Below are 12,330 nucleotides of genomic sequence, written 5' to 3' on the forward strand. Positions count from 1 at the left end.
TAGAGGAGCCTTCAATCAATCGAACTACTGTATAAAAGGCTTTGGTTGCAGCCAAAGCTTGGGCCTCACATTACCCGAACTTGGTTAAAGTATTAATTAATTTATGGGTTTATTATCCATACAAGTGTTTTCAAGTCGGACAAATTACAGTTGGCTTTTTGTTCGTGCCTCACTTATTTTAGCCAACAGCAATTTGCCGCTTAAAACGGCGTTATGTACCTAAATATGAATCTGAGCTCGTTTAATCAATTGATAATAAGTTTGTCTGCTGGAATTACAGCGTTAGACTTTGCTTTTTTACCTTCAAAAGACGGCGTATTTTCATCTTTATATATAAGAAATAACAGTGACACCCATCCTTAATTTTGCTCTTTTTAAAATTAAGGACTACGTTTTGTTTAGTCTAAAAAATAAGCAGGGTGTCTTATGGCTATCGCAAGAAAGCGTCAAGTAAGTTTGGTTGATACAAAATACTACCATTGTATTTCACGCTGTGTTCGTCGTGCATTTTTATGTGGGGAAGATCGTTTTACTGGTCAATCTTATGAGCATCGACGAGGGTGGGTTGAAGATAAGCTGCTTGAATTAGCTAAAGTATTTTGTATTGATGTATGTGCTTATGCCGTAATGAGTAATCACACCCATTTAGTACTGTATGTAGATGATAAGAAAGCAAACAGGCTGAATGATAAAGCGATTGTTATTCACTGGCACAAGCTGTGCAAAGGCACATTGTTAACGCAAAAGTACATACAGGGTGAAAGGCTAAGTAAAGTTGAGCTTATCTTTTTTAATCAAACAGTAAAGGAATATCGAGAGCGCCTATCAAGTATTAGCTGGTTTATGCGGGTGTTAAATGAAGACATTGCCCGCAGAGCAAATAAAGAAGATAACTGCACAGGGAGGTTCTGGGAGGGTAGATTCAAATCGCAAGCATTACTAGATGAAGCAGCACTTGCAGCCTGTATGGCCTATGTTGATTTAAATCCCATTAGAGCTAAAATGGCTAACACACCAGAAGAGTCAGACCATACCAGTGTACAAAATCGCTTAACATGCGCGGCAGAAGGTAAACAACCTAAGCAGTTACTACGTTTTGCAGGCATGCCACGTCAGATTATGCCTAAAGGGCTGCCGTTTGAGCTTAAATCGTACCTTGAACTCGTTGAGCTAACAGGGCGAATAATACGAGAGGATAAGTGCGGGCATATTGATAATATGAACCTTCCTTTACTAGAAAGGCTTAATATATCCCGAGATAACTGGCTAAAACTCACTACGCAATTTACGCGCGTATTTCACGGCGCAGTAGGCAGGCCGACCTCACAAGCAAGTTACTGTGAAAACTTAAAGCGAAAGCGGCGAGCGAATATCAGTAACTGCGAAAAGCTATTAGCATAAATTAAAAACCATTCAGTAAAAGTTAAAACAGATACTTTTATTGGTGAATAATTAGGCTGACACCCATTCTAATTATTACTTTTTGTTTTATCCAATATTACTGATCTCCACCATTTCGGTGCATTTGCGCACTGATTAAAAATAATTTTCAGTTAACTTATTGTTTACAGGTGTTTATTTGATGGTTAAGATAAATGCATTGTAATACATGGACATTTGTCGGTTTATAAAACGACAAATGTCGTAGACAAAATTGTTATAACCAAAGGAGCTGTAGTGGATGGAATCAAAAGTAAAGTTAACTGGTGGCACGTTATTCGTAATAGCGTTAATTGTTCTCTTTTTGGGGAATGCACGTTCCATAGAAATTGTAGAAAAACTAGATGAGATACAGTCTGATGTTTCTAGCTTAAAGAGTGAAGTTGCATCTTACAAGCAGCAAGTTGAAATATTGAAAAATGAAAACCTTAACTTAAAAGAACAGCTTAGAAGTGGTAATTAGTTATAACAAGCTGTTAAACAAGGACAATGCTCCTGACCCGTTTTAGTGGACACCTCCTCATCACTTTGAGGAAAATAATGATTAGGATGACACCCATCCTTAATTTTGTCATTTAAATGTTAGGTTCTCAAAGGTTGCATATTAAGTTAACCTTCTTTTTATCACCGACTCAAGGACTGTTTGAATGGGTGGAATGGACTTCCCAGCTTCCACTAGACAGTTTTTAACTCAGAATAATACGCTTCTTCAAACTTAGCAGGTGAAACACCGCCTGTGTGTGAGTGGCGCTTCCTTGGATTGTAAAACATTTCTATAAAATTGAATATCTCAGCTTTTGCATCTTCCCGTGTCGAGTATATCTTACGCTTAATTATTCGTTTTTTAATCGTAGCAAAAAAGCTTTCAGCAACCGCATTATCATGACAATTCCCAGCGCGGCTCATTGAAGGCACAAGATTATGTTCTTTCATAAATGCGAGATAATCAGCGCTACCGTATTGACTACCTTGATCACTATGAAGCATTACCTTAGTCTTCGGTTGACGTTGGTATACAGCCATCAACAGTGCGTGATGTTTTACCGCCTTTAATATGGCGACGTTTATACCCAATTTGCGCTTTAAGCTTGTGTTGTCGCATGATCTTAGCTACTCGATTAACACTTCATAGCTCACCGGCTTCACACAAGTCTGCATGTATCCAAGGGCTACCATACGTGCCACCACTGGCCACATAAAACGCTTTAATGAGTTTCAACAATCGATTATCTTCAAGCGCTCTATCGCCTAAAGGCTTTTTTAACCACACATACAAACCACTGCAATGCAGCTTAAAAAGGCGGCACATCGCAGTGATGGAAAACTCATTTTGGTGTTCTCGAATGAAGCCGTACTTTACTCGGTGTTGCTGGCAAAGTACCTTGCGGCCTTTTTAAAAATATCCCGTTCCTCCATGACTCGTTTCAATTGCGCCTCTAATTTAGCGATCTTTAATTTTTCATCGGATGATTGAACGGCTTTAGGTTTATCCGATAACTGGCTTCGCCAGTGATATAACGTTTTAGTAGAAATATCTAATCGTTCAGCGACTTCTGCGACTGAATATCCGCGCTCAGTAATTTGTTTAACTGCCGCTTCTTTGAACTCTTGGGTATAACGTTTGCCTTTGCTCATAAAACACCTCTAATTAGAAGTTACAATGTAACTTATTGGGTGTCTAGCAAACTATGGGAAGTCCAAGGTAACCTTTTTGCTAAAGTTAAACGTCCCAGATCACTGTATCAAAGAGTGGGCTAAAGTAGAGATAAATACCGTAGTACCATTATATAAATTTTGGTTTATTAATTAAATCAACAGGCTTGCAAAAAATTTAACAGGGATAAAAATAGTTTTTTTTACCCAAAACTCTAAACACGTTTTATTAAAGAGAAGCTTTTCTTTAACCTAACCTTTCGTTCAAAAAAAGCACAAACGGCTTTTTAATTTTACGTAAAAAGTCAGTAATCGACTGTACCTGGACTAGAGCTTGGGGATGGTTAAGACATCAAATTATAACGAATTATTTAAAATACTCGTACGTATCAATTTTGTTAAACCTAGGTTCAGTTATTATCAATATGATTATTACCTGAAATTAATCCAGTGCTCGCACTACTAATTAAATTATGGAGATCCCCATGAGTAAGCAGATAGATAAAGCAATGCCACAAGCAGAATTCATCGCGCAGGACTACCAAGGCTCAGGAAAGTTGAAGGACAAAACAATATTAATAAGCGGCGGTGATAGTGGCATTGGCCGTGCGGTGGCATTGCATGCGGCCCGTGAAGGCGCGAAGATAGCTTTTATATACCATACTGATGCTGACGCTGCAGAGCAAACCCGCAAAGCAATAGAATCCGAAGGGGCAGAGGTTTTGGTAATACAGGGAAATGTTGGTAAAAGTTCAAACTGTGATGCGGCGGTGGCTAAAGTGATTGATCATTGGGGTGAGTTGCATGTTTTGGTTAATAACGCTGGTTTTCAAAAGCCATTTGATAGCTTAACTGATATTAGTGATGAGCAATGGGCAGCCCATTTTGATGTCAATATGCACGGTATGTTCTATCTGGCGCGAGCCGCGCTGCCACATCTAAATGAAGGTGCTAGCATCATCAATACCACGTCTGTCAATGCATTTGCTGGTAATAAGCATTTGGTGCCTTACACAGCGACCAAAGGAGCCATCAACGGATTTACCCGTGCACTTGCGTTGCAATTAGCACAGAAAGGTATCCGTGTTAATGAGGTCGCACCTGGCCCTGTAGTGACTGAAATTCAGCTAACTTTCAAAGGATATGACGACGATATTATAAAAGACATGGATAAGGTCACTCCAATGCAGCGAATGGGACAACCACGTGAAATGGCTGCCGCATTTGTTTATTTAGCATGTCAAGATAGCTCTTTCGTTACAGGCCAAACTATTCACGTCAATGGTGGCATGATTATCAATGGTTAAGACTTTTGTTATGAAACAAATAAACAAAGATACTTGGTATAAACGCAGTACTCATAGGAATTGGTTGAGCAATCAAGGCCAGCATTTGCTTGAGCATTATAAAAAAGCGAAAGTAAGCGGAGGTTTTGGCACGCTGAATGATAAAGGGCAATTGACTGGCCACTCGGCTGTCACTATCGTTACCGCTAGAATGGTTCATTGCTATAGTCTTGCCTCATTACTGGGTGTTCCTGGCGCGAGCCAATTAGTCGATCACGGCTTGCAAGCACTGCTAGATGGGGCATTGAGAGACCATGAGCAGGGTGGTTGGTTTGAGGATGAAGGCCACAAAGGCATTAAACAGGCATATGTTCATGCTTTTGTGGCGCTCGCCGCGGCGAGCGCAAGTATGGCCGAGCGACCTCGCTCACAGGAACTGCTTGATGCTATCGTTGCGATTATTAATCAGCATTTCTGGGTTGAGGCTGAAGGCGTAATGGCCCCAAGTTTCGATGAGAAATGGAATGTAAGCGAGTGCTATCGTGGTGCTAATGCCAATATGCATACAACTGAGGCCTTCCTAGCATTGTTTGATGCGACAGGTGAAGAAATATGGCTAAATCGGGCTATGGGGCTGGTAGAGCGCTTCGGCCATGACATTGCTAGCTCGTATGATTACCGTTTACCTGAGCATTTTGATACTAACTGGCAGATATTGACGGATTACAACGCAAATAAACCCACAGATGATTTACGTCCGTGGGGGCTAACCCCTGGTCATTTTGCAGAGTGGGGTGGATTGTTGTTGAAAGTTGAGGCTGGACTTGTTGCAAGCGGGCAAGCAGCACCAGATTGGTTGTTAGAAGATGCAATAAGACTATTAGATAGTGCCATGCACTATGGTTGGAATGCCGATGGTAAGCAGGGAATGGTTTATACAATTGGATGGGACAATCAAGTTTCGGTTGCCAATAGGCCTTGGTGGGTTCAGGCGGAGGCTGCTAATACAGCATACCTATTGATCAGACGCACAGATGACATGAGGTTTGAGGCAATATATCGCGAAGTCTGGGATTATATTGCCAGCATGATAATTGACTCGGAAAAGGGTGGTTGGCTTCCTGAGGTTGACAACGATGGACAGCGAACCGAAAAGGTTTACCCACTTCGCGAAGATCTTTACCATGCATTTCAAGCAACCTTAACGCCGCTGCTGCCAATCAGCGCATCCCTTGCTGGCGGGTTGAGAAACCACAACCTATAAGTTTTGGAAAGTCATTACACAATAAAGCAAGGTGTGGTTAGATTGTCTTTTAACCACGCTTTAGCTGTAATAGATTGTAATTATTTTTTTAATCTAAAAATCTAGAGTTTTTTAAACTGTTATTAACAATTATCAATGAGATAAACACTTGTAGAGTGCCTTCTACTTTAACTGGGGGGCATCTACTTTATTTTCGGTTTTTTAAATAATGGCTGTTTTGTGGCTATAAGTACTACTTTTAAGCGAGTGGAAAGCATTGAAAAGGCATATTCATTACTAAATTTACAATATCTTCTATACCGCTCCAATGAAAAAATAAGTATAAATAATGTGTTAGTAAAACATTTTATGTAGTGATGATAAATACATAGTAAAAAATTTAATTAACGTCGTGAGTTATTATTTGAGGCGAGAATGTTTTTAGGTAGTATATTTACCATAAAAATTGCAACGTAAGCATATGAGTCGCCTCTATCATTTGTTGTGAAGCGTTAATAGGCATAACACTTACTTGGTCTTAACGGTTATCAACTATATAAAGACACATTCTAGTTGGCGTTACCTAAATTCACAGAAGATAAGTGATCTCTTTTTCAATAAACTTGTTATTACTTATATATTTAATTTAAGGGCTAATATGTTAACTAAAGAGAATACTGGGCTTATTGTTGTTGATATTCAAGGCAAGCTCGCGCGTTTAGTTCATGAAAGTGATGTTTTAATATCTAACTGTGAAAAGTTAATTAAAGGAGCTCAAGCATTATCGCTGCCAATTATTTATCTTGAACAATATCCTGATGAATAATTAGGCTGACACCCATTCTAATTATTACGAAAAAAGCCAACTAAAACAGTATGAAGTTTTCATTGTTATATAATGAACCACGAAAAAAAGCTGAGCCATGTAGGCATAATGAAAGCAAAAATAGATAGCCGAATCGGAAGACAATAGCTGTTTATTAAATAATGGCAAACGACTCGGCTGTATAGAACCGGCTTTCCTTTAAGTAAAAAGCGAAATATTATCGTGAATAAAGGGATGAACAAACTGACCTTACGAGGTCAGATGAAAATGAATGCCTTTACTTTATTGTGTGGAAACTGTATTGCCTTGTTCATAAAATACAGTTGCAAAAGACGATGCATTGAGAAAGGGAGGCCCTTTTACCCTAAATTAAAGCTACTCAACCAGCCGCAACCCTTTCCAAAACGCCAATTAAAACAACACCAAATTCCCACTTTATATTCTGCATAAAATACAGTAATCGATTGAACCAAAATAGGAACTCAGCTATGGTTTGTTTATCAATAAAAATAAATAAAAAACGAGTTAATCTACAGATTCGTTATGTTGCTCATGAAGAATGTGGGCTATTCTACTCAAAATAAGGATTTTTTATGAGTTTATTTAAATTAGTTAGTTTATTGATCAAGTTTAGTTGTTTGTTGTTGCTTTTAAGCGCCCCAAAATATCTTCATGCTGAGGATAAAGCCTACCCTCAATTTAGCGGTTATTCACCTAAATCTAAGTTAACAATAAACTTTGAACCTGTGAACATATTATTAGAATCGAATGTTCTTGATATGGGGCCATCCAGAAGAATAAATGCTAAACTTGACAAACCTCCGATAGGTACTAGGTTAAGAAATGTTTTCCCCAGTGCTACCCATAATGAAAGTAACAGATTCACGTATGAGTTGATAAAATCTCCTAAACAAAAAAGTTTAGTCAATGATGTTAAAAAATATTTAGAATCATTGCCCGAGAAAAACAACCTTAATTTATATTCAAAACAAGAGCAATTGGCCTATTGGCTTAATCTTTATAACATTACTTTAATTAACGAAATTGTTAAGCGGTATCCAATAGTTAGTTTAGAAAAAATATTAACTGGTCCTGACTCACTATTGGATAAAAAGCTAGTAAATATTGGTAGTCTTCAGTTGAGTCTCAGTGACATACAGTATGGGATTTTAGATAAAAACTATAGTAAAGAACCTTTAATTATTTATGGATTATATCAAGGGTATATCGGCAGCCCAAATATCAATAAAAAAGCCTTTTCAGGTAAAAATGTATATAAGCTATTAAAAAATAATGCAACAGATTTTGTCAATTCGAATAGAGGTACAAAAATTGATTCTCTAAATAGTTTAGAGGTCTCAAGTTATTATGCGAGAAATGCTGATTATTTTCCTAATTTTAGCAATGACCTCAAACTTCATCTGTTGCAATTTGCTGATAAAACAACCCAAGAAATAATAAATAAGTCGGATAAAATTGAGCCCATTATAAATAATTGGGCAATTGCTGATCTATTTGGAAGTAAAAGAGTCTTTGGTGGGGGCATATCTACTAACTCAGCAGCATCAATAGGAATGTCAAGAAATTATGCGTTGACCGATAAAGTCACTAAAGACGCGAACACAGGTGGAAAGTTCAGACTTTCAGCTAGAGAAATAACCAGGTTAAAGGAGTTAATGAGAGTAAGAGCTAAGAATTACGGTGAGACATCCGTAACGATAACAGACCTAGAATTACAAGATGAAAACTAAAATTTACAATATATGAACAGTAGCTCAGTATGGTGAGTAAAAAATAAACAAAATAAACTAGGCACCCATCCTAAATTTCATGAAAAACACTAATAGATTGAACCAAAATAGGAAGTCAGCTATGGTTTTTTATCAACAAAAACAAATAAAAAACGAGTTAATCTATAGGCTTGTTAGGTATACAAGGAAGTATTGAGTTTGGTGTTGATCCTTAAAGAAAAATTCAAAACTATTTTTGAGTCTACTTTCTTAATCGTTATATTCTTACTTTGTGGGTTGGCAATTAGTGAGATCCTAATTCAGCCGTTTGCAAAACTCGTATTAATATCTATATTCTTTTTAGCATGGTTTATATTGCTAATTTATGGCTTAATTTACAAAGAGTCTTATATGTTTAAGTGTTCTGTAAAAAGTAGATTATTAATATACTTAGCTGAGCAGTTTATATATTGTTCTTTGATCATAATTACAGGTATTGTTCTCTTTCGAGCAGTGTATACCTAACAACACCTCTGAGGTGGACAGCAAGCTCTAAAGCTCACTTCCCACCGCAAGTTTTAACAGTGGTGATCTCTTACTTTTCAATGCCGCTAGGTAAGTTGATTCATCTTAGGGCGTATGTAGATTTAAACCCTATTTTACTTATTTAGTTCTTTTCTTATAATTTCAGCTCCAGCGCTCAAGGCATTTAATTTGCCGTTAGCTATATGGTGAGGTAGTGGAGCCATACCGCAGTTTGTACACGGGTAGAGTTTGTCGGCATCTACAAATTGCAGTGCTTTACGCAGCGTATTAGCTACTTCCTCTGGCGTTTCGATAGTATGATTTGCTACATCAATAGCACCAACCATTACTTTTTTTCCGCGAATGAGTTCTAGTAAATCCATTGGTACATGCGAGTTATGGCACTCTAGTGAAATAATATCGATTTTAGATTGCTGAAGTTTAGGGAATGCTTCTTCGTACTGTCGCCATTCACTTCCTAGTGTTTTTTTCCAATCTGTATTGGCTTTAATGCCGTAGCCATAGCAAATATGCACGGCTGTTTCGCATTTGAGCCCTTCAATTGCGCGCTCTAAACAGGCAATTCCCCAGTCGTTTACTTCATCAAAAAATACATTAAACGCGGGCTCGTCAAATTGAATAATATTAACGCCTGCGGCTTCTAACTCTTTTGCTTCTTGATTTAGAATTATGGCAAATTCCCACGCTAGTTTTTCGCGGCTTTTATAATGATCGTCGTAAAGCGTGTCTATCATTGTCATTGGGCCTGGCAATGCCCATTTAATAGGTTGTTTGGTTTGCTTGCGTAAGAATTTAGCGTCTTCAACAAACACAGACTTTTGACGGCTAACAGGGCCAACAACTGTAGGCACGCTTGCGTCGTATCGGTCACGAATTTTTACTGTTTTACGTTTTTCAAAGTCAACACCGTTTAGGTGCTCTATAAATGTAGTTACAAAATGCTGCCTTGTTTGCTCGCCATCGCTAACAATATCAATACCGGCTTGTTGTTGGTCGAATAATGACAAGCGTAGGGCGTCGTGTTTTCCTTGGGTTAATTCATCACCTTGTAATTTCCAAGGTGACCAAAGTGTTTCTGGCTCTGCAAGCCATAAAGGCTTAGGTAAACTGCCAGCGGTAGATGTAGGTAGTAATTTTTTCATAATAAATAATGCCGTATATTTTAGTTAATTATTAAACGGAGCGTTAAGCGCGTTATTACTGGTTGTTACTATTAGTTGTTATGACAGATAGCGAGTAGAGAATTGCTCAAGAACCGTTTGGTACGGCTTGATAAAATGCTCTTGTGCAAACTTGCCTTGTTCATTTGCTAACTTGCCGCGCTCTTCTCGGTCATACACAATTTGCGTTAGTGAGTGATCCAAGTTTTTTAAGTTTGGTTTATATGATTTACCCGCTGTTGCGTTGGCATTATAAATCTCTGGTCTGTAGATTTTTTGAAACGTTTCCATCGTACTAATGGTGCTTATAAGCTCAAGATTGCTGTAATCATTAAGTAAATCACCAAAGAAAAACAATGCTAAAGGCGCGGCACTATTTGGTGGCATAAAATAACGTACCTGTAAGCCCATTTTTTTGAAGTATTGCTCAGTTAAAGACGATTCATTTGGTTCGTATTCAACGCCAAGTACCGGGTGTTGGTTTTCAGTGCGGTTGTAGGTTTTGTTATCTGACACACTTAGGCATATAACCGGTGGTTTTTTAAAGTTTTGTTTATATGTATCCGAATTTACAAATGACTGAAATAGCTTGCCATGTAAAACCCCAAAGTCATCAGGAATACTAAATTGAGGCTTGCCTTTATTGTGCTCTTGTAGAAGTACGCTAAAATCGTAGTCGCGCACATACGATGAAAAGTTGTTTCCTACAATGCCTTCAATGCGCTTATTAGTTTTATGATCAACAATATTTGTTTTTAATATTTCGATTGATGGGAAGCTTTCGCCGCCGTCTTCAATACCTATCTCAACAGAGACAATTTCAAGCTCAACAGCATAACGCTCACCTTTGGTGTTATCCCAATGGGCTAGGGCATTAAAACGGTTGTTAATCATGTTTAAGGCGTTACGCAAGTTTGCTTTGCGGTATTCACCTCTGGCTAAATTAGCAAAGTTGGTTGTGATACGCGTATTAGTTGATGGATGATAATTTTCGTCGAGTGAAACGCTCTTTATATTAAATGTAAAATCTTTTTTCATCGTGTTTATATCCAATTTTATAATTTAAACCTGATTGATGCTTTGCGCTTTATTAACCTTGCAACTTACTTAGCTGGCTTAGCTGGTTTAGGTATTCAGCAGCTTTAAGTTGTTAGTAATAGTGTTTAGTGCTAAGGGATGAGTAATTTATACGTGGATTGGCATATGAAGAAAAACGGTTTAATTTCACATAAAACATGAGTCATATTCATTACACATTATTGTTAGATGCGATTACGTAGTAATTGACGAAAAAAAGGCATAAATCGATAAAAATAAAGGATGGATGTTTAGCCGTTTAGACTTCCTTTGTGTTGGTGTGTACTTTATTCATGTTAAACATGAGGAATATTCAAAGAGTTTTTTTGTAGCTATATCAGTGTATTAGTTGGTTTTTAGCATATTGCATCGCTGTTTATAATAAATGTCGTCACGGGTAAGTTCCAGCTAGCTATATAAGTAGATACCTTAGCTAATCTAATCTCAAAAGATAAACCGACTTTTCTGAGTACGTATATAAATGCCTGTAAATTAATAAAAGGCTATAAATCATATTAATAGCCATGGCAGTACGTTAAGTAAGTTATACTCGTTTTTCATCACCTCACCTATTGAGTATTCGTGGATATCAAAGGCACTTGTATTGCATCAACTATTGATGAGCATGGCCCTGTTTATGTATATCAAACAAAAAAGAATCTTATTCTCAGCTTTGACGGAAAAATTTATCAAAGCTGTATTAAATTAAATAATATTAATGGGTTAAGCTTAGCTTATACGCAAGCTATGATGGCTGCGCTTTTTTTTATTCCGCATTTAAAAACCGCGATGATAATGGGACTTGGGGCGGGCTCTATCGCAAAAAGTCTTTATCATGCGTTTCCCGCGCTGACTATACATACCGTTGAATATCGTAAAGCCGTTGCTGATATGGCTATAAAATATTTTGAAGTTCCCGTGTCAGAACGTTTGTTTATTCATATTGATGATGCGGCAAACTACATGAAAAACACGCAGATAAAAACGGATGTTATTTTTTCTGATTTATATAGCTCAGATGGGATGGAGTCAGATCAGGTGCAATCATCCTACTTACGCGATTGTAAAAATGCGCTCACTTTTGATGGTGTTTTAGTACTTAATATTTGCCATACCAAAATTGGGCAGAGGGAAGCGTTTGATCAACTACTTGAGAAAGAATTTGCCGGACAGATTTTTAGTTTTATTATTGAAGGCGGTAATAAAATTGTGCTCGCTTTTAACAATAGAATGCCTGCACTTAGTGAGGATGAATTACTTGCTAAGGCTTACGCGTTACAAAAATTAATAAACGTACCAATGACGCGCTATGCCGGGCTTTTATTTAATTAAAATGGTTAGTTTGATGTACTGTTAAATGGGGCGTTTA

General features: G+C 37.6%; 12 protein-coding genes. 7 read left to right on the forward strand and 5 right to left on the reverse strand.

What is annotated here, in order from left to right:
• Positions 1-426: 426 nt before the first annotated feature.
• Positions 427-1,401 (forward strand): transposase, encoded by a 975-nt coding sequence (locus tag H5092_RS11145; RefSeq protein WP_182733502.1) that lies wholly within the window; start codon positions 427-429, stop codon positions 1,399-1,401.
• Between the two features lie 280 nt (positions 1,402-1,681).
• Positions 1,682-1,903 (forward strand): hypothetical protein, encoded by a 222-nt coding sequence (locus tag H5092_RS11150; RefSeq protein WP_002961860.1) that lies wholly within the window; start codon positions 1,682-1,684, stop codon positions 1,901-1,903.
• Between the two features lie 212 nt (positions 1,904-2,115).
• Here H5092_RS11150 and H5092_RS20875 read toward each other — a convergent pair whose 3' ends face one another.
• The 3 genes from H5092_RS20875 to H5092_RS20885 form a co-directional block, all read right to left on the reverse strand.
• Positions 2,116-2,427 carry an IS3 family transposase gene (locus H5092_RS20875; protein WP_404936175.1) on the reverse strand — a complete coding sequence of 104 codons (312 nt, stop codon included), beginning with the start codon at positions 2,425-2,427 and terminating at the stop codon, positions 2,116-2,118.
• A gap of 139 nt (positions 2,428-2,566) precedes the next feature.
• Positions 2,567-2,710: a transposase gene (locus tag H5092_RS20880; RefSeq protein WP_404936176.1), complete on the reverse strand. Its 144-nt coding sequence runs from the start codon at positions 2,708-2,710 to the stop codon at positions 2,567-2,569.
• Positions 2,711-2,796: 86 nt separating this feature from the next.
• Entirely contained in the window at positions 2,797-3,075 is a 279-nt protein-coding gene (locus H5092_RS20885; RefSeq protein ID WP_182733503.1) for a transposase, read from the reverse strand.
• 503 nt (positions 3,076-3,578) lie between these two features.
• On the opposite strand from H5092_RS20885, the gene H5092_RS11165 reads away from it, so the two are divergent.
• From H5092_RS11165 to H5092_RS11180, 4 genes are all read left to right on the forward strand, one after another.
• The gene (locus H5092_RS11165; RefSeq protein ID WP_220492519.1) at positions 3,579-4,400 is read left to right on the forward strand and encodes an SDR family oxidoreductase; all 822 of its coding nucleotides are present in this window, start codon (positions 3,579-3,581) and stop codon (positions 4,398-4,400) included.
• A gap of 10 nt (positions 4,401-4,410) precedes the next feature.
• Positions 4,411-5,643: an AGE family epimerase/isomerase gene (locus tag H5092_RS11170; RefSeq protein ID WP_182733505.1), complete on the forward strand. Its 1,233-nt coding sequence runs from the start codon at positions 4,411-4,413 to the stop codon at positions 5,641-5,643.
• A gap of 637 nt (positions 5,644-6,280) precedes the next feature.
• On the forward strand, positions 6,281-6,448 hold the full coding sequence (locus H5092_RS11175; RefSeq protein WP_310736010.1) for an isochorismatase family protein: 168 nt from the start codon (positions 6,281-6,283) through the stop codon (positions 6,446-6,448).
• A 593-nt stretch (positions 6,449-7,041) separates the two neighbouring features.
• Positions 7,042-8,199: a DUF547 domain-containing protein gene (locus H5092_RS11180; RefSeq protein WP_182675837.1), complete on the forward strand. Its 1,158-nt coding sequence runs from the start codon at positions 7,042-7,044 to the stop codon at positions 8,197-8,199.
• A gap of 638 nt (positions 8,200-8,837) precedes the next feature.
• Here the strand turns inward: H5092_RS11180 and H5092_RS11185 are convergent.
• Together H5092_RS11185 and H5092_RS11190 are read right to left on the reverse strand one after the other, a co-directional pair.
• Positions 8,838-9,866 carry a methionine synthase gene (locus tag H5092_RS11185; RefSeq protein ID WP_182715455.1) on the reverse strand — a complete coding sequence of 343 codons (1,029 nt, stop codon included), beginning with the start codon at positions 9,864-9,866 and terminating at the stop codon, positions 8,838-8,840.
• Positions 9,867-9,944: 78 nt separating this feature from the next.
• Positions 9,945-10,922 (reverse strand): DUF1852 domain-containing protein, encoded by a 978-nt coding sequence (locus H5092_RS11190; protein ID WP_007582790.1) that lies wholly within the window; start codon positions 10,920-10,922, stop codon positions 9,945-9,947.
• Between the two features lie 621 nt (positions 10,923-11,543).
• On the opposite strand from H5092_RS11190, the gene H5092_RS11195 reads away from it, so the two are divergent.
• Positions 11,544-12,293: a spermidine synthase gene (locus H5092_RS11195; protein ID WP_182733506.1), complete on the forward strand. Its 750-nt coding sequence runs from the start codon at positions 11,544-11,546 to the stop codon at positions 12,291-12,293.
• Positions 12,294-12,330 lie beyond the last annotated feature (37 nt).

The sequence above is a fragment of the Pseudoalteromonas sp. SR41-7 genome, from assembly GCF_014163935.1.
Taxonomy (GTDB): domain Bacteria; phylum Pseudomonadota; class Gammaproteobacteria; order Enterobacterales; family Alteromonadaceae; genus Pseudoalteromonas; species Pseudoalteromonas distincta.

Coding starts and splice junctions, on each gene's coding strand:
- H5092_RS11150 (WP_002961860.1), top strand. CDS start 1,682: ATGGAATCAAAAGTAAAGTTAACTGGTGGCACGTTATTCGTAATAGCG.
- H5092_RS11190 (WP_007582790.1), bottom strand. CDS start 10,922: ATGAAAAAAGATTTTACATTTAATATAAAGAGCGTTTCACTCGACGAA.
- H5092_RS11175 (WP_310736010.1), top strand. CDS start 6,281: ATGTTAACTAAAGAGAATACTGGGCTTATTGTTGTTGATATTCAAGGC.
- H5092_RS20875 (WP_404936175.1), bottom strand. CDS start 2,427: ATGCTTCATAGTGATCAAGGTAGTCAATACGGTAGCGCTGATTATCTC.
- H5092_RS11170 (WP_182733505.1), top strand. CDS start 4,411: ATGAAACAAATAAACAAAGATACTTGGTATAAACGCAGTACTCATAGG.
- H5092_RS11165 (WP_220492519.1), top strand. CDS start 3,579: ATGAGTAAGCAGATAGATAAAGCAATGCCACAAGCAGAATTCATCGCG.
- H5092_RS20885 (WP_182733503.1), bottom strand. CDS start 3,075: ATGAGCAAAGGCAAACGTTATACCCAAGAGTTCAAAGAAGCGGCAGTT.
- H5092_RS11145 (WP_182733502.1), top strand. CDS start 427: ATGGCTATCGCAAGAAAGCGTCAAGTAAGTTTGGTTGATACAAAATAC.
- H5092_RS11180 (WP_182675837.1), top strand. CDS start 7,042: ATGAGTTTATTTAAATTAGTTAGTTTATTGATCAAGTTTAGTTGTTTG.
- H5092_RS11185 (WP_182715455.1), bottom strand. CDS start 9,866: ATGAAAAAATTACTACCTACATCTACCGCTGGCAGTTTACCTAAGCCT.